The following is an 18,198-nucleotide window of genomic DNA, read 5'->3' on the forward strand; positions in this document are numbered from 1 at the left end:
GCCGGCGAGGTCGTCCGATGCCGCGAGGATCTGTTCCAGGATGCGGTGCACGGCGGTCAGCGGGTTGTCGGCCTGGACGGTGCCGAACGCTTCGGTCATGTACTGCAGTCTCCAAGCCGCCAGCTGATCTCGCCGCACCGGTCGGCGTTCGCCGGGTTCCGGTTCCCGCCGGATGTCATCGTGGTCGCGGTCCGGCTGTACCTGCGCTACAACCTGGCCTACCGCAGCGTCGAGGAACTCCTCGTCGAGCGGGGTGTCGAGGTCGACCACGTCACGGTCTTCCGATGGGCCCAGCGGTTCACGTCGCTGTTGGCCGACACGGCACGGTTCTGCCGGCGTGCGCCTGGCGACAGGTGGTTCACCGACGAGACCTTCGTCAAGGTCAACGGTATCTGGCGGTACATGTACAGCGCCGTCGACCAACACGGGGAGGTTATCGACGTGCTCGTCTCCGCCCACCACGACGCCGCGGCAGCGCGCCGGTGCTTCCGCCGGGCGATGGCGACGTTGAAGGTGCGACCCACCGAGGTCGTCACCGACGCGGCGCCGGTGTATCCGGCGATGCTCGACGAGGTGGTCCCGTCAGCGTGGCACCACGTCGAACGTCATGCCAACAACAGGGTTGAAGCCGACCACAGTCAGCTCAAGCACCGGCTCAGACCTATGCGCGGGCTGCGCACCGACCAAACTGCGCAGACGATCATCGCCGGACGCGTGGGCAACAGCGCCTCACGGCCGTGGTCTTGCCGGCCCGGCGGGTCAGTCGGCGTGTGGGTCACGGTGCGGCTCCGGTCGCTCCGCGTCGGCTCGCACCAGCATCCGCTCGCCGGGGCGGCCGAAGATGCTCAGCACCTCCGCCGGCCCGTCGCCGGTGCTGCCGAACCAGTGCGGCACCCGGGTGTCGAACTCGGCCGCCTCGCCGACATCGAGGATCAGGTCACGATCGCCCAGCACGAGGCGCATCCGGCCGGACAGCACGTAGAGCCATTCGAAGCCGTCGTGCGTGCGCGGGCTGGGCGTGGACTGCGCCGCCGGGATGAGGATCTTCCACGCCTGGACCCCGCCCGGCCGGGTCAGCGGTAGGACCGTGCGCCCGTTGACCTGCCGGGGCTTGATCCGGATGCGCGGGTCGCCGACCTCGGGCGCGCCGACCAGGTCGTCCAGCGGTACCCGGTACACCTGGGCCAGCGGCAGCAGCAGCTCCAGGCTCGGGCGGCGCTGCCCGTTCTCCAGGCGTGACAGGGTGCTCTTCGACATGCCGGCATGCTCGGCCGCCACGGTCAGCGTCAGGCCGCGCTGCTCGCGGATCCGGCGCAGCCGCACCCCGACGAGGTCGAGGGTCTCCGCGATCGAGGACGGCACCATGCCCTCATTCCAGCGCCGTTTCCCGGAAATGGCAACAAGCGTTGTAGGCAGGTCGCCGGGCGGGCGACAGTACCCACATGAACGGATTCGACGTGATCATCATCGGCGGTGGCGCCGCCGGCCTGTCCGCAGCCCTCGTCCTGGCCCGGGCGCGGCGACGGGTCGCCGTCGTCGACGCCGGCGCGCCGCGCAACGCCCCCGCGGCCCACATGCACGGCTTCCTGGGATCCGACGGCCGCCCGCCGGGCGAGCTGCTGGCCGCCGGCCGCCGGGAGGTCGAGGGGTACGGCGGCGAGCTGATCGCCGGGACGGTCACCGGACTGTCCGGCGACGTCCCGTCGTTCGACGTGCGCCTCGCCGACGGTCGGCGCCTGCGCGCCCGCCGCGTCCTGGTCACCACCGGCCTGCGCGACGAGATCCCCGACGTCGCCGGCGCCCGCGAGCGGTGGGGCCGCGACCTGCTGCACTGCCCGTACTGCCACGGCTACGAGGTCCGCGACCGCCGGCTCGGCGTCCTCGGCGGCAGTCCCGAGGCGGTCACGCACGCGCACCTCATCCGCCAGTGGTCGGCCCACCTCACGTTCTTCACCGGCGGTGCCGCGCTGGACCAGTTGGAGCGTGCGCGGTTCCGGGCCCGTGGCATCGCTGTCGTCGAACAACCGGTCACGCAGCTCGTCGTCGAGGAGGACCGGCTGACCGGCGTACGCCTGGCATCCGGCGACCTCGTGCCGTTGGACGCGGTGTTCGTCCGGCCCCGGTTCGTCGCCAACGACACCCTGCTCACCGCCGCGGGCTGCGCCGTCACCGCCGACGGGTGGGTCGCCGTGGACGCCGGCGGCCGGACCAGCGTCGCCGGCCTCTGGGCCGCCGGCAACGCCGTCAACCCGCGCGCCACCGTCATCACCGCGGCCGGTGAAGGCTCCGCCGCCGCCATCGCCATGAACAACGACCTGACCGCCGAGGACACCCGCCACGCGGTCGACCGCCTCCACGCACCCAAAGGAGTCCTGGCATGACCAACCTCCCACCGGCGAACCCGGCCCCCGCGGGGCCGCCGACCAAACACCAGCTGGCCCTCATGATCTGGGTCGCCGTCTTCCCGACCCTCACCGTCCTCAACCTCGCCCTCGGACCCTGGCTGAGCGACCTCGGTCCGGTCACCCGCACGTTCGTCCTGGCCACGATCGCGGTCCCGATCGTCATCTACGGCCTGATGCCCCGCCTGCACCGCATCCGCGCCCGCCTCCTCACCCGCCGCGCGGCGAGCTGACGCCCTGCCGCAGCCCGACGGCGGTCGCGATCAGCAGCGTCCGCCGACCTGCTGCGGGCCGGATTCGCCGCATGCTTCGGGACTTTCGCCGGAATTCCCGGGACTTTCGGCGCTGGAGCCGAGGTGTGACACCGGGCGACGGTAGAGATACCACTGATGCCGGCAATGAGCCTTTGGAGATGAGTCCAATGCGCGCCGCCAGGCAGACTTCGCCCGACGCACGTCCTGAGCATGCGGCGCTGCGGTGCCTGATCGTCGACGACAACGCCCCGTTCCTCAGCTCCGCTCGAGACCTGCTCCAGCACGAGGGCGTCGAGGTCCTGGGTGTGGCGTCGAACTCCGCCGACGCTCTGCGGCGAACCGAGCAGTTGCACCCTGCGTTCGTCCTGGTGGACCTGTTCCTCGGTGGGGAGTGCGGCTTCGATCTGGCTGAGCGGCTCAGCAACGTCAGCGATGCCCCGGCGGTCATCCTGATCTCCAGCCACAGCGGGGAGGACTTCGAGGAGCTCATCGCCGCCAGTCCCGCGGTCGGCTTCCTCGGCAAAGCGTCGCTGTCGTCCAGTGCTATCCAGGCCCTGATGCGCCACGGCCGTCAACGGACGCTCGTCGGCGCCGAGGTGTAAGCCAGCCGCCTTCCGCGGCCGTTGCGGCACCGCCGGGACGAGGAGCGCCCCGGCGGCGAGGTCCGATACGGGCGCCGTCGCAGGACTAGACGTTCGCTGAGGCGAGCATCGTGTATGCCTCCTTTGGCCGCCACCGGCCGTCGCGGTCAACGGCGACCACGCCGTATCCGGCGGTGTCCAGGTTGCGCTGGGCGACCTCGTCCCACGGGTAGCTGTAGTTCGCCCAGGTGAACACGAACGCGCCGGTGACCGGCTCCTCGCGGTACATGTCCAGCAGCTCACGCAGTTCGGTGGCCTGCGCCCGCTCGTCGCGGACGATCCCGTCGGCCAGGCGTGGCGGGCTGGTGTCGCGGTTCACGGCAGCCCAGCCCATGCCTCCGCGGTCGGCGGCGCCCCGGTAGGTGCAGCAGCCGAACTCGGTGATGACCAGCGGCTTGCCGTGTGCCGCGTAGGCGCGCAGCGTGTCGCGGTAGCGCGCGTGGTTCTTGCGGTCCCGGTAGAGGTTGACGCCGACGATGTCGAAGGGTGTCCAGTCGACCCGTTCCCAGGAGCCGCTGGCGTAGGTGACGAGACCGCCGAAGCGCTCGCGTGCCAGCGCCACCGCCGTGCCGAGGTATGCGTTGAGCCGCTGGTGCGGATCGCCGGTGCGCAGCATGCCGAGGATCATCCGCACCGGGCGGGAGGCGACGCGGATCCGATCGGCGGTCGTCTCGCCCGGCAGGAAGCCGTGCTGGAACAGCGTCGCCTCCAGCCCGATGACGAGGACGGTGTCGCCGCCGGCGCGCAGCTGCTCGGCCAGCTCCGCACCGCGGGCGACATGGTCGAGTGCCTGCGCCTGCCGCAGGTCGCCCCGCAACGGCGAAAGGTAGACGGTCAGGCCCAGCTCGTGGGCGATCCGGGTGGCCGTCCGCAGCCGGTCGTGGTCCTGCCCGCTGATCCGCACGGCGTCGCAGTGCAGCTCGCCGGCGATCGCGGCCAGTTCGCCGCGGACGGTCGCCTCGTCGAAGTCCGGCCGGGACATCCGGCCCGCCAGCATCTCGGCGCCGACGTCGTAGTTCATGCCCCGAACTCGCACGCTACCCCTCCCCGAAAACGATACGCTGTACCATTGCTATACACTGTATCGCATGAGTCTGGTGTGGGAGCGGCCGGTGCCCGACCGCCGCCGCAGCGTTTCGCTGGACCGCGAGCGGATCGTCGCGGCCGCCACAGCGCTCGCGGACGCCGAAGGGCTGGAAGCGGTCACCCTGCGCCGGGTCGCCGCCGGGCTCGACGTGCTGCCCATGCGGCTCTACACGTACCTGGAAACCAAGGACGACCTGCTCGACCTGATGGCCGACTGGGCGTACCAGCAGATCGAGCTACCCGGACCACGCACGGGCTGGCGGCCGGCGCTACGAGCGGTGGCACAAGGCCTGCGCACCGTCGCCGCCGAGCATCCCTGGCTCGTCACGCTGCTGGCCAACCGGCCGCCCTACGGGCCCAACGGCCTGCGGCTGGTCGAGCGCGTCTGGTCGGCCCTCTACGATCGGGCGGCCGACCCGGCGACGGCCGCCGCGGCCTGCACCGCCTTCATCGGCTACGTCACCGGCGCGCTGGCCCAGGAGGCCGGCCAGCCGCACCATCCCGGCGTCGAGCGGTACCTGGCCACCGCCGTCACCGACGGGCCGTTCCCCACCCTGGCCCGCGCCTTCGCCGAGCTCGCCCCGGCCGACACCGTCGCCGCCGGACTGGAGGTCGTCCTGGACGGTATCGCCGCCCGCCTGTGACATCTCCGGCGACTCGCCGCGTGACCGGTGGTGGCTCAGTGGATGCGGAGGCGGCTCTCGAGGGTGCGGAGTCCCGCTCCTCGCAGGTCGGCCACGGCGGCGGTCCGTCCGGCGGCGGCCATGGCGAGGGCTTCGACGGGACCGCGGATCTCCGGGCCGTGGCCGGCCGACCAGTCCGTGTCGGTGGCTGTGAGGGTGAGCCCGGCGAGCCGGCCGGCCGGGATGAGCGCGGGGGCGACCGCGGGGGAGGTGAAGTAGTCCAGCAGCGTGCGCCAGTCCTCGGCCGGCACGTCGGCGGTCAGTCCCAGTGGCCTGGCGACGTCCCGCAGGTGGACGCAGGTCTCCGCGAAGGGTCCCATCGGGCCGACCCTGAACGGGCTCACCTGGTCCGGGGCGTGCTGGCGCAGCAGGGTGAGCAGTTGCGGCGGAGGCGTGCGGGCCAGCCGGCGGGTGAGGTGGTCGACGGTGGCGTCGGTGTCGCCGCGGTGCCGCAGGGCGGTGAGGAAGAACCGCGCGAACGTGACGACCATGGGCTGGATGAGGTGCGCCGCCACGTGCCGCACGGTCCATCCGGTGCACAGCGTCGGCGCGTCCCATCGGGCGCCGTCCAGCGCTTGCAGGACATCGGCGATCATCAGCCGATTGCGGCTCGTCCGAGCGTAGATGTCACGGTCGCTGGTCATCGATGTCTCCTGCCTCGTCGTGCAGATGCCGTGCTCGTTGGCGTACGTCATGGTTCAGCGACCGCAGCACCTTCACGGCCGCGGCGACGTCCTGGTCGGTGCAGTCCTGAGCCATCTGGGACAGGTGCCGCCGCTCGTCCTCGGCGATGCGGCGGATCACGTCGGCCCCGCTGTTCGTGAGCGCGATCAGCACAGAACGGCGATGCCCCGGGTTGACGCGGCTCTCGACATACCCGCGGTCGAGCAGGTCGTTGACGTGCCGCTGCACGCCCTGCCGGGCGAGGTCCAGCCGTGCGCCGAGGGAAGGGACCGTGGTCGGGCCGTGATCGGCGAGCGTCTCGAGGACGGCGCGCATCCCTACCGTCAGGTTCAGCGGTTTCAGCGACGCCTCGACCGCCCGGGCGGAGTTGAGCACGAGCGGCCGGATCTGCGCAAGGACCTCGTACAGCCGGGCACCCCGATCCTGCAACATGACAACAATGATGTCATATGAACCTAGGGTGGAACGATCGCGATGTGGCCCGCCAGGTAGCCGGGGAGGTGACGGGCCGGCGCGCCCGGCTGAGCATGATCGCGCAGCTGCCGCACAGCACGACCTCGGACGCGTCGAGCATGCCGTCGATCAGCGCGGCCGAGGTCGTGGGATGACCCGCGGCGGCCAGGTCCACCACGGTGAGGAACCAGACGGTCGTGACGACTGCGGCGATCAGCGACAGCATGGGCACGACGGCGGTATGGGCCGGAAGGAACTGCGGCAGGAGCCCGACGATGAAGACCGCCGCCTCGGGATTGAGCGCGTTGCGCAGCGGACCGTCACGAAACGACCCCGCAGACCTGACCCTGCGGTGCACCCGGAGTCGATCGGATCGTGACCCGCGCGAGCGCCCTGCCGAACGCGGTGCGTTGACACCGAAGGCGTTGAGCAGGCGACCTCGCTCGCTTCCGGCCCCGGCGCCCGCTAGGCCCGGCCATGCGGTCGGACTGCGCGGCGCGGCACCGAGCAAGGGCACCCGCCGGCATGGCTGGTATGACTCTCCGTATGCGGTGCGCGGGCAGGGGCAACGACCGCTGCTCACTGATCTGCCGATTTCAGTGCATCCGAGCTGTGTTCACCAGTGGCCATCATGTTGGCGCGTTCGTGGTCATCGTGGTGGCGCTCCGGGTCGCCGAGACGATCGGCGCCTCCGACGCAGCCAGCCGCACGCTCCACCTGGACCCGTACGCTGCGGTCCGCGGCGGACTGCGGTAGTCAGCCGGCGATCAGGCAGAACGGATGACCGGCTGGGTCCAGTAGCACCCGCCACCGGTTGCCGCCCGGCTGATGGTCGGGCCTGACCGCCCCGAGTTCCAGCGCCAGCTTCTCCGCGGCGTCGAGGTCCTCCACTTGGAGGTCCAGGTGGAACTGTTGTGGCACCTCCTGATCTGGCCACTGCGGGGACCGGTATCCGTGGACTCTCTGGAAGCCCAGGTCGCGGCCTGAGCCAGCGGTCAGGGCGACGAACTCGTCGGCGTCGTAGCTGAGTTCCATGCCTGTCAGCTCTTGGTAGAACCGGGCCAGAGCCCGGGGATCGGCGCAGTCCATGGTCACGCCTCGCACCGTGGCGATCGGCATCCTCCACTCCTTCTCGTCCAGGTTCGCGGGCCACGAAGTGGCCGCAGGTAGTGATCCAACCGCGCTGTCGTGGCCCGGCTCCGCTCAACACCGGTCACACGGGCGGCCACAGGGGACCAATCGTGGTGACCATGGCCGATATGGGAGTCCCCTCGTGGTCAGCTAAGCTGAGGCTGCCTCGAAATATATCGAGGGTGCCTCGACTGAGCAAGGAGGTACGGTGAGCGCCGCGAACATGCCCCAACGCCGGATGCGTGCCGACGCCCGCCGCAACTACGAACGGGTGCTCGCGGAGGCGGAGGTCGCCTTCCGGGAACGGGGTACGGAGGCATCGCTGGAGGAGGTCGCGCGCCGAGCCGGAGTGTCGATCGGCACGCTGTACGGGCACTTTCCGACCCGGCAGGCGCTGCTCGAAGCGATGCTGCACGAGAGCATCGACCGGCTCGTTGCCACTGCCGAGGAGTTGCTCACGCACCCGTCGCCCGGCGAGGCCCTCGCCCGGTGGGCCGGCGCGACCGCGGCGCACATGTCCGCCTATCGAGGGCTGGCCAGCTCACTGCTGAGCTCCCTGAAGGACGAGAGTTCTCCGCTGCACCGGGCGTGCCAGCAGATGACCGCCGCCGGCGAGCGGCTGCTCGATCGAGCGCGCTCGGCGGGTCTCGTGCGGGCCGAGGCCAGCGCCGCGGACATGTTCGCGCTCGTCAACGCGGCTGCCTGGGTCCGCGAGCAGGTCCCTGCCGAGCAGGGCGACCGTCTGCTGGCGTTCATGATTGACGGACTGCGCCCGGTAACCGCCGAGACTCGCCGTCCCGCCGATCCTGGCCCCTGAGGTCACGGGGCCGGGGAGTGCCGAGGGCGGGTGCCGGCTCGCCCCCGCTTGAGCGCCGAGGTCTTCTGCGTTCACCGCCTCAAGTCTTGCAACACGTCAAGACGGATGCACGGATCTGCCGCGACTCGCTCTTGATCAGGCGCACACAGCAAATGAGCGGGTGCCGCCGCCGATCTGAACCGCTGGCCGGCGTCGCTTGCGCTGCGATCCTTGATGGCTTCACGCAAGCGACAGTGCAATCGCCAGAGCGGCGAGTTCGCTGAGAACGGCGGTGCCGATCAACGCCACGGCCAGATCGCCAGTGCTGACCGCTCTTGCCGAGGCTCGCTGTCTGCGCCGGCGTGCCGTCATGCGTTCGCCAACCACCATGGCCACGAAGACGCTACCCACGGTAACCAGCATGGCGCACAGGGCGGCAAATGCGCCGACGGCGAACGCGCGCATCTGTCGATCACCGTCGAGAAGTTGGTCGTACTGCCAGTCGCTGTCAGCCGGATAGAAGATCAACCCGAGGATGACAGCGACCGCAGTGCCACTCTGGATGACTCGCCGCGCAAGTCGGCCCGTCGGTGGCCGCGTCAGCAACAGCACGCACAGCGTGGGCAATGATCCCCAGGTCGCCCAACCGAACGCCGCCATGGAAGCCGGACGACACGAGAGTTCGCAGACGCTGGCGATGACCAATGATCGGAACAGCGGCCGAAGGACTGCGATGCCGATCACTGTGAAGGCGAACAGGAATCCCAGGACCGCGAACCAGCGCCAGGTCCATCTCCGACGCTGACGGCTTGATCGCACTCGCGTCATGACGGCTATTGTGCGCCCAGCGGTAACGGGACGGTGTCCGCTCATGGCCGTTGGTGCGCGGCGACCAGCCCGTGCGGGTCACAGCGGGTGACCCGCACGGCGAGGCGAAGGCTTCCTGTTCTACCGAAAAGAGTGTGTTCGAATTAGGCCGCCGGACATGCCGAGCCTACGCCTGAAATGCGCCCCAACTAATTCCAGTCTTCCCATCTATAGTACCAGTCCGAATCGATTCGATGATTTACTACTTCGCCTGGGATGTCCTCGGGAAGCACGTAACCAGGATTGTAGATGAGCGCATCTCGTCGGAACTGGTCGGCGGTGTTGATCGCCAGTTCGGCTGTGCGCAGGGCGCCATCGGGTCCGTACTCGATTTTAATCCAATGAACATCGTACGGGAGGCCTTTCAACTTGCTTCGCAGCTCGGCAAAACGCGTTTCCGATGCATTGTCGAACAGTTTGTAGCTGCCGCACCCGGCCGTCGATGTCGAGCACGCCTTCGCTAGTGTGCAGGTACTGGTGAGTTCAGTTGCCCTCTGCTCCTGGTTGTCCGAATATGCCCGGCACCAGTCCTGGATCCTCAGGAAGGTGACGTGCTCGTGAGTCAGCGCCTCCAGAACCGGCAGAGACTTTCCGGCATTTTCGTAGGGAATGGTTGAATCCTGCTGCGGCAGTGATCTGAACGCTATAGCCCCTACGGTAGCAATACCGATGTATACGAACAAAAGGACCCGCATCGCCGCTACCCGCCTCACTGGCATGCGACGATAATAGCGACAAGTGGTCAACGTTGCAGCCGACCGGCGCATAACCATCACGGAACTTTCCAACGCCCTGCGCATAGCCTTTACATCTACCGGCGCCGCTGACCGAACATGGATAAGACCTCCGGGCTTCGCCCTGCCGCGGGCCTGAATCGGGTAGGCTCGCGATGCACTGTTCTGCCGCCGACCGTGCGCGGCCGCGTAGCGGTGATCGTTACGCTCCGAAGGTCCGTCACGCCGCGTGCTGCGCGTCCGGCGCTCGTCTGTGCGCTGAACTGCTTGATATACCGAGAAGCGGATGACATGCGGCGGCCTTCGTAGACACGCCGGAAGGACTGGGACAATCCTATGAGATCTTGGTGTGGCCGGCGCCCGTGCGAGGAGGTTGGGGTGTGACCGACGTTGCTGTTGCAGGGTTCGGTCGCACGTATGCGGCGGTCGTCGCAACTGGCGCGGTTGCACTGGGGCTACTCGCGTTCGCTGCCGATTCTGTCGATGGCGTTGTGGGACAGGTCATGATCGCGCTTACCGGCAGTGGCTTCGCCTGGGGCTTGGCGGCTTTCCTGGCTGGCCGTTCAGCTGCTGGTGCCCGACGGGCCGCGGCGGGTGCCGCCGGGCTGTTGGTGTTGGCGACGCTGCTCTACTACGTGCTGGTGCTGGTGGTCAGCCGCCGATGGAGCGGGGCCATCCTGGAGGACGGCACGTCGGCCGACTTGCACGGCCTGCGTTCGATTGCTGTCATGACCGCGGTGTGGCTGGTCGGTTCTCTCGTTGCGGGACCGATGCTCGGGCTGCTCGGCCATGTCGTACGAGTCGGCGAAGTGCCGTGCGCAGCGCTGGCCGCTGGGGTCGCCTGTGGACTTCTGTCCGGTGAGAGTTGGCACGCCGTGGTGGCGGCACCACTCTGGCAATCGCTGCCGGTGCCGGACCCGGACCAGGCTGACTTCGTCCGAGGCGTTGTGGTCTCGGAACTGGTCAAGATCGTCCTTCCGCTCGCCGTTCTGGCCTGGCTGGCCCCAGCGCACCGTCTCTGGAACGCATGGCCCACGCTCCTTACCGCGGCCGTCTCGAGCGGCGCACTGAGCGCGCTGCTGTGGTACATGCTCACTGCCGCCGCAAACAGCATTGCTGCCGCCATTTGAGGCTGGCGCCGCAGACGACACGGAAGTCGTGAGCGCACTGATTTGCCGCGATGAGCTCGCTACCGAACGTCATGGAAATCTGGGCCACCCAGTTAGCGGACGTGCCAATAGGCGTGCACGTAACCTTGCTGCTCGAAGGGTCATATCTTTACGCGCTATGCCGGGGGATGGTGACGATCTAAATGCCACATGCGCTGTCCTGAACGGGACCGTTACGATGGCGCCCCGGTGGGCAGACCGGTCGACGGTCGCCGGAGGGAGGGTCAACTTGTGGGGCTCGATTACAGCTTCGATCTCTACGTCGCACGCGCCGCCCTACATCCCTTGCTCAAGACGGTGGCGGCTCAGGCGGAGCCGTACGGCGACGAGCACACAATTGTCGTGTTTGACGACGGCGACACGCTGACCATGCCGTTCACGAGCCCTTCCGACGCGACGTTGTTCACGTCCGGCCAGACGATCATGGCAAGCCCGCCCGGCCTCCAGCTCAACACGAGCATCCGGTTCCCGGCCGACGAGTACCTGTTGGCATACCAGCCCGCAGAGGCGGTGCACGGATCGCAAGTGTCGATCGGCATCATCTACCTGACCACGTGGGACCGCCCGAACCTGCTGCCGGGCTGCGTCAGCGTGAGCTTCACGGCTGCGACGACCTCCATGAGCCGGCTCTTCGTCGTATCACCGTCGGTGCGTGGCTTCTTCATCGACCTGGCCCGGCACGTCGGCGCCTACCTGTGCATCCTCGACGTCGAGGACGACGGGTTCATCACCCTGTACGCACCTCAGCCGAACCCGATTCTGGAGCAAGTGGGGCGGCTTCGTCCGACCGCCTGAGTATCCGCTTCTGCCGCTGCGAGCGCGCAACGCCTGCTGGCGGCCGTAAGTCGACGGTGGCGGCCCGAGAACGTTGGTAGGGTCTGCCGAGCGGCTGTCGTTATGGAAGGTGCTCCCACTGCGCTGGTGAGTCGGGGCACACGCGAGCGCCGTTGAGTCGGTGCCGTGTCGGCGATGGTCGGAATCGTGTCTGCACTGCGCCGTACCGGTGGTCCGACGCAGCCGTCCGTCTGTGCGTTTTGTCTTCGTGACGATCGACAGTTGGCGACGGCGGCACCAGACTCGCGCCATGACCGCATATGAGCACGTAATTGTGGTCGTTGATCCAACGACCTCGGAGAGTCGGTGGCCAGATGGCCAGTGGAAGCGGCAGACGCCCCCGGGCGGCAGCGCTGAGGTTCGGCAGATCTCCCCGGCCCGGATCATCACCGCAGAGGGGGAACGTTGGCTGCCGAGCATGACCGGTCCTCCCGGCGAATGGCGCAAGCCCTTGGCGGCAAACACCGACCCATTTCAGGCGATACACCTGACCCGTCTGCTGGACGAGTTCACCCGGTTGGGATGGCGGCTGGTGAGCCAGGCTGGTGGATGGCATGCATGGCTGCTGCAGCGCCCATTGACTGACAACGAACAGCCGTCCCCGTGAGTCGCCCAGACCCTCAACTGATCCGCCGAAGGTCACCGGCGCCTGTCCTTTGCACTTATAGGTGCGCGCTCATGCAGCTGGTCGCGCGGGGACGACCGTCACGCTTCGTAGGCCATGTCTGGCCGATGAGCGCCTATACACGCCACGCGTAGGTTGCGCGGCGTGGGCATCTGGACGCATTACTTCGCGGCGACTCGGCAGGAGGTGGCAGCGATGGATCTCGACGGCGGCCCGGGCGGCGGTGGCTGGCCTCACGTGGATTGCAAGGGCTGAATGCTGGAGGTGTGAGAGGTCCAGCGGCTGCTCGACCTCGCGGATCTGGCGCGGTCGGCCTCCGTCGAAGGGCGGCAGCTCTACGTCTGGTCGTCCCTGTAGTCCTCGACGTGCAGCGCCCACAACCGGTCACGTAGCTGTGGTGCCAGACCGTGGCCCAATTCCCGCCTGCAGACCAGCACGAAGCCGTGTGGATCGCGGTGCGTGTGGTTTCGCAGAACGTTGAGCGCCACCAGTGCCTTGTCCGGCCAGTTCCGGACCGATGCCGCCGCGACCGCGGAACCGCTCGTCAAACCTGGCGAATTCTCCGTCGGCTCCTGCCCTGATAGTGAGGCTCCTGCCCCTGAAAATGAGAAGGTGGGATGAAACTCTGGTACCGGTCCCCGGCCCTTTGCCCCTTCATCGGCATCTGCTTCCTGGTGTTGGGTGTGATGGGCACGCTCGTCCTGATGGCGTCGTTCGTCCTGGCATGGCAGACGCCGTATGACGGTGGCCGGACCGGGACTTTCACGCTCACCGAGTTCAAGGGGTGTGACCGGTTCAAGCCACCAGAGCAGCGGTGCCGTTGGTACGGCGATTTCGTCAGCGATGACGGTGCCGTCGTCCACAGCCGCCAGGAGTTGGTCGGGGGCTACCGAAGGGCGCGCAGGCCGGGGAGACGCTGCGCACCCGGGACATCGGACTTTCCCGGCTGATCTATCCGCTCGACCACGAGCCCGAGGGCTTCAGACAGGCGATCAATTTCGGCATCGTTGTTGCGGCGATGTTCGTTCTGGGCCTGGCCCTGAGCCGGCCATGGCGGTTCAGAGCATGGCTTCGATCGAGGTCCAGTCGATCTGCATGATCGTGACGAACTGGGTGACCGCCGCCGACCGCCACCACGCCCACCGACTACTGGACCTGCTCGGCATCACTCAACGACTCTGCCGGGCCCCTGCCGACCCCACGCCTTGGCAAACACTGATCAGATGCACGCTCATGGCACCGCCGTTGGTGTGCGGCGGCTGGCCCGTGCACGTCACAACGGGTGAGCAGCACGGCGAGGCCGTGCCTTCTTGTCCTGCCGATGACCGAGGATCTCTGGTGGTGCTGCGCCGTGCGGATACGCTGCGAGGCGTGTCGTCACGGGAGGATCTCGCCTTCGAGGCGGTGGTCCGACGGATCGCCGCCGGCCCGTATTTCGACGGTCTGGCAGCTGGCCCGCCGGCGCCGCTGCGACCGGCGCCGCCCGCCGCAGTCTCGGAGGCGGAGGAACTGATCGGACAGCCGCTGCCGTCGCTGCTACGCCGGCTCTACCTGGAGGTCGGCAACGGCGGTTTCGGCCCTGGTTACGGTCTCCTCAGCCTCCGCGACCTGCACCGTTCAGGCAGTACCGACGCGCGGGAGGGACGCAAGGGCAGGTTCCTCATCCTGTGCTACTGGGGCTGCGGCATCAGCAGCGAACTGGACCTCGCCGACGGCCAGGTATGGGGCCGCGACCCGAATCCGGACCCGGGCGGCATGCCATGCGCGTTCCCGCAGCACATGACAGTCGTTGATTGGTTCTTGAAGTGGGCGGAGGGCACCCTGCACCAGCCGTGGCTGGTCCAGGACCCGACGACCGGTGTGTGGCGCGGCGCGACCGACGCCGAGTACGCGGCGGTGCTCGAGGACATGTTCGGCCCCGGCAGTCCCGCGGACTGATTGCCGACCGTGGAAATCCACGGCGCGCCGACGTGCGAACGCCACAGCTCAACGACACGCACATCTGCCGCAGGTCTCGCGCGGCGCTGGCACCTTCGCCGTCACAGCGAGTGACGCGTCCCGGCGATGCCGACGCTTCGGGTGTTGCCGAGAAGAGCGCGTCACTGCGAGACGCGGCTGTCCGACCTTCCGGCCATGCGGGCGTCGTGACGGCCAGGGCACCGGACGGCGGCGGGTCTGCCGGTCAGCGCAGTGCGTCGGTGATCGCCTCGGCGGGGGTTGTGGTCGGGCGTCCGATCAGACGCCGCAGGTCGCCGGAGTCGGTGAACATCTCGTCACGGCTCATGGCCAGGTCGGCGCTGACGAGAACGTTCGCCAGTTCCGGGGGTACGCCGGCGTCGAGCAGCGCCCGGGTGAACGTGTCGGCCGGGAGGTCGGTGTACCGGATGCGCTGGCCGGTGACGACCGAGATGGCCGTGGCCAGCTCGGCCAGTGTGAAGGCGTGGTCCCCGCCCAGTTCGTACACCTCGCCGGTGTGGCCGTCGGTGGACAGCACGACCGCGGCGGCGTCGGCGTAGTCGGCGCGCGTCGCGGCGCTGATCCTTCCCCGGCCGGCGGCCCCGATCAGGGCTCCGCCCTGCATCACCCGGGGAAGCTGGGAAGTGTAGTTCTCCAGGTACCAGCCGTTGCGCAGCAATACGCTGGGCAGGCGGTCGCGTAGGTACTCCTCCGTGGCACTGTGGGTCGGGGCGAGGCTTGCCGTGGACGTGTCCGCGTGAAGCATGCTCGTGTACGCGACCAGGGAGATGCTCGCCGCGACGGCGGCGTCGATGGCGCGCCGGTGGTTGGCGACACGCTCGCTCGGAGTCGTGGTGGAGACCAGCAGAAGTTTCTCCGCGCCCTCGAAGGCCGCCGCGAGGCTGGCCGGCTCGGCGAAGTCGGCCCGGCGGACCGTGACACCGCGGTCGGCGAGGTCCTTGATCTTCGTGACGTCACGGCTGGTCGCGACGATCCGCGAAGCTGGGACACCGCGGTTCAGAAGCGCTTCGACGGTGTGCCGGCCCAGCTGTCCAGAGGCGGCGGTAACAACGATCGACATGGTGATGGCCCCTTCCGCCGCGGAGCATCCGCAGCGCTGCCACCACGATGACCTGCTCGCTCTCCTTTGGTAAGGACGCACTTGCGGGTAAGGTGATCACCTCGACGTAAGGATCGAGGTGGGGTCGGTGACGACGTACCGGGACGTGAACGAGCACACATCCTCGTGGGACCCCTACGTGCGTGGCTGTCCGTCGCGTGACGTGCTCGACCAGATCGGCAGCAAGTGGGCGGTGCTCGTGCTGGGGGAGCTCGGCCGGCATGGGGCGTGCCGTTTCACGCAGCTGCGGCAGCGGCTTTCAGGGATCAGCGAGAAGATGCTCGCCCAGACGCTGCGTACGCTGGAGCGCGACGGCCTGCTGCTCCGGACGGTGTACCCGGAGACGCCGATCCGCGTGGAGTACGAGCTGACACCGCTCGGCGAGACCCTGCGAGGCCCCCTGAAGGCGCTCACGGACTGGTCGGTGCAGCACATCAGGGAAGTTCTCGAAGCTCGTGAGGAGTACGACGAGCGCGCCGGGAAGCGATAGAGGGTCCGCTTCTCGCTGAGTGACTTTCGCGGGATCTGCAACGACACCGGCGAAGACGCCGAGATCGGTCGGTGCCGGAACGGGGCGCGGAGCCCTCTGTAGGTCATGCTTCCCCGATCGGCGCCGCGGGCAGGGGCCGGAGGATTTGCCAATCAGGAGCCGCGGTCTGTTCAGCAGCGCCCCGGTGCCGTTCGTCGGCGCGGCGCGATGCGCTGCCCTGCAGCGCCGCCGGCCATGGCGACCCAGCCCCTGCCAGAGCCCGTCGAACCAGTTGCTGCTGCTGCGGCCGAGGTCCGGCCCCGGGCGCCGCACGCCGGTCGGCTGGTCAGGCGGCGCCCAGGTGACCGGTACCGTGGCCCTGGGGTCCCAGCAGATCCCCTGTTGGTTCGCAGCCGGGCTCAAGGTTGCCGGTCGCACCATGTTGGATGCGTTTGGTATCGCTGGCAACGCCCGGGATCGGCCGCCGGGTCCCGCCGTGGCCGGGTATGGCCGACGTGCTCGGCCGGACGCCGCTGAGCGTCAAGCTCGTCGTGGCGGTGCTCGGGCTGGTCACCAGCGCCGTGACGGTCGTGGGCGCGGCCACCGTCACCGCGTTGCGCGAGGAGCTCACCGGCCGCATCGACCGCCAGCTCGCCGACCTCGGCGACCAGGCCCGCAAGCAGCTCGCCGCCGGGCACACCGAGCTGCGACTCCCGGTACCGGAGGACCAGGAAGAGAGCCTGAAGTTCCCCGACCTGTTCCTCGTCGAGTCGCTGGACACCGACCGCCGGCTGGTCAGCTCGTTGCCGCGCCGGCTGCCCGCGGACCCGCCCGACCTCAAGCGCGCCGACCTGTCCAGGACCGGGCCGTTCACGGTACGCGGCCTGCACGGCACGATGCGGTGGCGGGTCCTCTCCGTCAACGCGCCGGGCGACCAGCACATCGTCATCGGCGCCCAGCTGTCCGATGTGGACGGTACCGTCGGCCGGATGGTCTGGTTCGTGCTGCTGGTTGGGCTGAGCATCGTCGCGACGGTGGCCGTCCTGGCCGTCTGGCTGGTCCAGGCCAGCCTGCGGCCGCTCGCCCAGATCGAGCAGACCACGGCAGTGATCGCGGCTGGCGACCTGTCCCGGCGGGCGCCCGAACTCGACCCGCGCACCGAGGTCGGCCGGCTGGGCCGGGCGTTCAACCTGATGATCGAGCAGATCGAGGACGCCTTCGCGGCCCGATCGGCGTCCGAGGCGACCGCCCGCTCGTCGGAGGAGAAGATGCGCCGGTTCGTCGCCGACGCCTCGCACGAGCTGCGCACGCCGCTCACCATCATTCGTGGGTTCGCCGAACTGTACCGCCACGGCGTCGTCCAGGACCCGCAGGAGGCCGCCGGGCTGGTGGGGCGCATCGAGGACCAGGCCCGGCGGATGGCCGTGCTCGTCGAGGATCTGCTGCTGTTGGCCCGCCTCGACCAGCAGCGCCCGCTCGCCGTGGACCCGGTCGACCTGGTGGGGCTCGCCTCCGACGTCCTGGAGGGCTTCCACGCTGTGGCGCGCCACCGATCGCTCGCGCTGGACGTCGCCACGCCGGCGCCGCTGGTCGTCACCGGCGACGAGCAACGGCTGCGCCAGGTCATCGCCAACCTCGTCGCCAACGCCCTCACCCACACAGGCGTCGACGCCGACGTGACGGTGCGGCTGTCGCGCCGCCCTGGGCAGGCCGTGGTCGAGGTGACCGACACCGGGCCCGGGCTCGGTCCCGACGAGGCGCAGCACGTCTTCGAGCGGTTCTACCGCGCCGACCCGGCCCGCACCCGGACCAGCGGGAAGACCGGCACCGGACTGGGCTTGGCGATCGTCGCAGCGATTGTCACCGCGCACGCGGGAACCGTCGAGGTCGACAGCGACCCGGGCCAGGCCACCACGTTCCGCGTGCTGCTCCCGACCTCCGAGCAGCGATCAGGCCAGTAAGGCCGGCGGGCGGCGCAGCATCTATCCGATGCGCCAGCGGCCGCGGTCGGCGTCAGCGCATCCGCGGCCGGACGCTTCGCCGGATCGCCACCCTCGGCGTCGTTGCCGCAGAGGACGGTCTGGATGCTGGCGTCGGCGAGGACGTCGTCGATGAGGGCGGGGAACTTCCCGTCGCGGTCCCTGATCAGGTAGCGCGCCCGGCAGCCCGCGTTCTCGAGGTCCATCACGAGGTTCTTGATGGCCTGTGCCACCCGGCCCGCGGTCGGGTGCCCGGTGGTGCCGAGGATGCGGATACGGCGGTTGGCGTGCTCGATGACGGCGAGGATGTACTGG

General features: G+C 69.0%; 21 protein-coding genes and 2 pseudogenes. 13 read left to right on the forward strand and 10 right to left on the reverse strand.

Annotation, left to right across the window (positions count from 1 at the left end; translation table 11 throughout):
• Positions 1-270, reverse strand: a pseudogene (locus OP18_RS59125) (hypothetical protein); the annotation flags it as partial.
• Between OP18_RS59125 and OP18_RS60710 the strand changes: the two are divergent.
• Positions 178-711, forward strand: a pseudogene (locus OP18_RS60710) (IS6 family transposase); the annotation flags it as partial. The pseudogenes OP18_RS59125 and OP18_RS60710 sit on opposite strands and share 93 nt — an antisense overlap.
• A gap of 48 nt (positions 712-759) precedes the next feature.
• On the opposite strand, the gene OP18_RS20785 reads toward OP18_RS60710, so the two are convergent.
• Positions 760-1,365, reverse strand: a complete 606-nt coding sequence (locus OP18_RS20785; protein WP_033360656.1) for a helix-turn-helix domain-containing protein — start codon at positions 1,363-1,365, stop codon at positions 760-762.
• 77 nt (positions 1,366-1,442) lie between these two features.
• On the opposite strand from OP18_RS20785, the gene OP18_RS20790 reads away from it, so the two are divergent.
• The 3 genes from OP18_RS20790 to OP18_RS20800 all read left to right on the forward strand — a co-directional run bounded on the left by OP18_RS20790 (position 1,443) and on the right by OP18_RS20800 (position 3,258).
• Positions 1,443-2,381, forward strand: coding sequence for an NAD(P)/FAD-dependent oxidoreductase (locus OP18_RS20790; RefSeq protein WP_033360657.1), 939 nt, complete (start codon positions 1,443-1,445; stop codon positions 2,379-2,381).
• On the forward strand, positions 2,378-2,635 hold the full coding sequence (locus OP18_RS20795; RefSeq protein ID WP_033360658.1) for a putative antibiotic biosynthesis monooxygenase: 258 nt from the start codon (positions 2,378-2,380) through the stop codon (positions 2,633-2,635). The genes OP18_RS20790 and OP18_RS20795 overlap by 4 nt, the downstream gene beginning before the upstream one ends.
• A 188-nt stretch (positions 2,636-2,823) precedes the next feature.
• A complete protein-coding gene (locus OP18_RS20800; protein ID WP_052387047.1) occupies positions 2,824-3,258 on the forward strand; it encodes a LytR/AlgR family response regulator transcription factor in 435 nt (144 codons plus the stop codon).
• Between the two features lie 85 nt (positions 3,259-3,343).
• On the opposite strand, the gene OP18_RS20805 is transcribed toward OP18_RS20800, so the two are convergent.
• Positions 3,344-4,318, reverse strand: coding sequence for a glycoside hydrolase family 113 protein (locus tag OP18_RS20805; RefSeq protein WP_052387048.1), 975 nt, complete (start codon positions 4,316-4,318; stop codon positions 3,344-3,346).
• A gap of 67 nt (positions 4,319-4,385) precedes the next feature.
• Between OP18_RS20805 and OP18_RS20810 the strand changes: the two genes are divergently transcribed.
• On the forward strand, positions 4,386-5,027 hold the full coding sequence (locus OP18_RS20810) for a TetR/AcrR family transcriptional regulator (RefSeq protein ID WP_033360660.1): 642 nt from the start codon (positions 4,386-4,388) through the stop codon (positions 5,025-5,027).
• A 35-nt stretch (positions 5,028-5,062) separates the two neighbouring features.
• On the opposite strand, the gene OP18_RS20815 is transcribed toward OP18_RS20810, so the two are convergent.
• The 4 genes from OP18_RS20815 to OP18_RS20830 form a co-directional block, all read right to left on the reverse strand.
• Positions 5,063-5,662 carry a maleylpyruvate isomerase family mycothiol-dependent enzyme gene (locus tag OP18_RS20815; protein ID WP_245635473.1) on the reverse strand — a complete coding sequence of 200 codons (600 nt, stop codon included), beginning with the start codon at positions 5,660-5,662 and terminating at the stop codon, positions 5,063-5,065.
• Between the two features lie 31 nt (positions 5,663-5,693).
• Positions 5,694-6,182, reverse strand: coding sequence for a MarR family winged helix-turn-helix transcriptional regulator (locus OP18_RS20820; protein ID WP_052387049.1), 489 nt, complete (start codon positions 6,180-6,182; stop codon positions 5,694-5,696).
• A 13-nt stretch (positions 6,183-6,195) separates the two neighbouring features.
• Complete coding sequence (locus OP18_RS52785; RefSeq protein WP_052387050.1) at positions 6,196-6,561, reverse strand: hypothetical protein; 366 nt, start codon at positions 6,559-6,561, stop codon at positions 6,196-6,198.
• Between the two features lie 398 nt (positions 6,562-6,959).
• Positions 6,960-7,322, reverse strand: a complete 363-nt coding sequence (locus tag OP18_RS20830) for a VOC family protein (RefSeq protein WP_211273616.1) — start codon at positions 7,320-7,322, stop codon at positions 6,960-6,962.
• A gap of 220 nt (positions 7,323-7,542) precedes the next feature.
• Here OP18_RS20830 and OP18_RS20835 point away from each other — a divergent pair, with 220 nt between their 5' ends.
• On the forward strand, positions 7,543-8,151 hold the full coding sequence (locus OP18_RS20835) for a TetR/AcrR family transcriptional regulator (protein WP_211273617.1): 609 nt from the start codon (positions 7,543-7,545) through the stop codon (positions 8,149-8,151).
• Between the two features lie 219 nt (positions 8,152-8,370).
• Here the strand turns inward: OP18_RS20835 and OP18_RS20840 are convergent, their stop codons facing one another.
• Both OP18_RS20840 and OP18_RS57350 read right to left on the reverse strand, forming a co-directional pair.
• The gene (locus OP18_RS20840; RefSeq protein WP_156089662.1) at positions 8,371-8,958 is read right to left on the reverse strand and encodes a hypothetical protein; all 588 of its coding nucleotides are present in this window, start codon (positions 8,956-8,958) and stop codon (positions 8,371-8,373) included.
• 188 nt (positions 8,959-9,146) lie between these two features.
• Entirely contained in the window at positions 9,147-9,716 is a 570-nt protein-coding gene (locus OP18_RS57350) for a hypothetical protein (protein WP_156089663.1), read from the reverse strand.
• Between the two features lie 395 nt (positions 9,717-10,111).
• Between OP18_RS57350 and OP18_RS20845 the strand changes: the two genes are divergently transcribed.
• The 5 genes from OP18_RS20845 to OP18_RS52795 all read left to right on the forward strand — a co-directional run bounded on the left by OP18_RS20845 (position 10,112) and on the right by OP18_RS52795 (position 14,297).
• Positions 10,112-10,861, forward strand: a complete 750-nt coding sequence (locus tag OP18_RS20845; protein WP_156089664.1) for a hypothetical protein — start codon at positions 10,112-10,114, stop codon at positions 10,859-10,861.
• 270 nt (positions 10,862-11,131) lie between these two features.
• Positions 11,132-11,695 carry a hypothetical protein gene (locus tag OP18_RS52790; protein ID WP_052387051.1) on the forward strand — a complete coding sequence of 188 codons (564 nt, stop codon included), beginning with the start codon at positions 11,132-11,134 and terminating at the stop codon, positions 11,693-11,695.
• Between the two features lie 289 nt (positions 11,696-11,984).
• Positions 11,985-12,341: a hypothetical protein gene (locus OP18_RS57355; protein WP_156089665.1), complete on the forward strand. Its 357-nt coding sequence runs from the start codon at positions 11,985-11,987 to the stop codon at positions 12,339-12,341.
• Between the two features lie 635 nt (positions 12,342-12,976).
• Entirely contained in the window at positions 12,977-13,309 is a 333-nt protein-coding gene (locus OP18_RS20855; RefSeq protein ID WP_033360664.1) for a hypothetical protein, read from the forward strand.
• 115 nt (positions 13,310-13,424) lie between these two features.
• The gene (locus OP18_RS52795; protein ID WP_156089666.1) at positions 13,425-14,297 is read left to right on the forward strand and encodes a hypothetical protein; all 873 of its coding nucleotides are present in this window, start codon (positions 13,425-13,427) and stop codon (positions 14,295-14,297) included.
• Positions 14,298-14,541: 244 nt separating this feature from the next.
• On the opposite strand, the gene OP18_RS20865 is transcribed toward OP18_RS52795, so the two are convergent.
• Entirely contained in the window at positions 14,542-15,396 is an 855-nt protein-coding gene (locus OP18_RS20865; protein WP_033360665.1) for an SDR family oxidoreductase, read from the reverse strand.
• Between the two features lie 127 nt (positions 15,397-15,523).
• Between OP18_RS20865 and OP18_RS20870 the strand changes: the two genes are divergently transcribed.
• On the forward strand, positions 15,524-15,925 hold the full coding sequence (locus tag OP18_RS20870) for a winged helix-turn-helix transcriptional regulator (protein ID WP_052387066.1): 402 nt from the start codon (positions 15,524-15,526) through the stop codon (positions 15,923-15,925).
• A gap of 485 nt (positions 15,926-16,410) precedes the next feature.
• A complete protein-coding gene (locus OP18_RS20875; RefSeq protein ID WP_033360666.1) occupies positions 16,411-17,865 on the forward strand; it encodes a sensor histidine kinase in 1,455 nt (484 codons plus the stop codon).
• The last annotated feature ends 333 nt before the right edge of the window (positions 17,866-18,198 follow it).

It is taken from the genome of Dactylosporangium aurantiacum, assembly GCF_000716715.1.
GTDB classification, from domain to species: Bacteria; Actinomycetota; Actinomycetes; order Mycobacteriales; family Micromonosporaceae; genus Dactylosporangium; species Dactylosporangium aurantiacum.

Excerpts from the sequence above, each read along its gene's own strand:
- OP18_RS20840 (WP_156089662.1), bottom strand. The coding sequence starts at position 8,958 with ATGACGCGAGTGCGATCAAGCCGTCAGCGTCGGAGATGGACCTGGCGC.
- OP18_RS20875 (WP_033360666.1), top strand. The coding sequence starts at position 16,411 with ATGGCCGACGTGCTCGGCCGGACGCCGCTGAGCGTCAAGCTCGTCGTG.
- OP18_RS20790 (WP_033360657.1), top strand. The coding sequence starts at position 1,443 with ATGAACGGATTCGACGTGATCATCATCGGCGGTGGCGCCGCCGGCCTG.
- OP18_RS20865 (WP_033360665.1), bottom strand. The coding sequence starts at position 15,396 with ATGTCGATCGTTGTTACCGCCGCCTCTGGACAGCTGGGCCGGCACACC.
- OP18_RS57350 (WP_156089663.1), bottom strand. The coding sequence starts at position 9,716 with ATGCCAGTGAGGCGGGTAGCGGCGATGCGGGTCCTTTTGTTCGTATAC.
- OP18_RS20815 (WP_245635473.1), bottom strand. The coding sequence starts at position 5,662 with ATGATCGCCGATGTCCTGCAAGCGCTGGACGGCGCCCGATGGGACGCG.
- OP18_RS20800 (WP_052387047.1), top strand. The coding sequence starts at position 2,824 with ATGCGCGCCGCCAGGCAGACTTCGCCCGACGCACGTCCTGAGCATGCG.
- OP18_RS20805 (WP_052387048.1), bottom strand. The coding sequence starts at position 4,318 with ATGAACTACGACGTCGGCGCCGAGATGCTGGCGGGCCGGATGTCCCGG.
- OP18_RS20820 (WP_052387049.1), bottom strand. The coding sequence starts at position 6,182 with ATGTTGCAGGATCGGGGTGCCCGGCTGTACGAGGTCCTTGCGCAGATC.
- OP18_RS57355 (WP_156089665.1), top strand. The coding sequence starts at position 11,985 with ATGACCGCATATGAGCACGTAATTGTGGTCGTTGATCCAACGACCTCG.
- OP18_RS20830 (WP_211273616.1), bottom strand. The coding sequence starts at position 7,322 with ATGCCGATCGCCACGGTGCGAGGCGTGACCATGGACTGCGCCGATCCC.
- OP18_RS52795 (WP_156089666.1), top strand. The coding sequence starts at position 13,425 with ATGGCTTCGATCGAGGTCCAGTCGATCTGCATGATCGTGACGAACTGG.
- OP18_RS20785 (WP_033360656.1), bottom strand. The coding sequence starts at position 1,365 with ATGGTGCCGTCCTCGATCGCGGAGACCCTCGACCTCGTCGGGGTGCGG.
- OP18_RS20795 (WP_033360658.1), top strand. The coding sequence starts at position 2,378 with ATGACCAACCTCCCACCGGCGAACCCGGCCCCCGCGGGGCCGCCGACC.
- OP18_RS20810 (WP_033360660.1), top strand. The coding sequence starts at position 4,386 with ATGAGTCTGGTGTGGGAGCGGCCGGTGCCCGACCGCCGCCGCAGCGTT.
- OP18_RS20855 (WP_033360664.1), top strand. The coding sequence starts at position 12,977 with ATGAAACTCTGGTACCGGTCCCCGGCCCTTTGCCCCTTCATCGGCATC.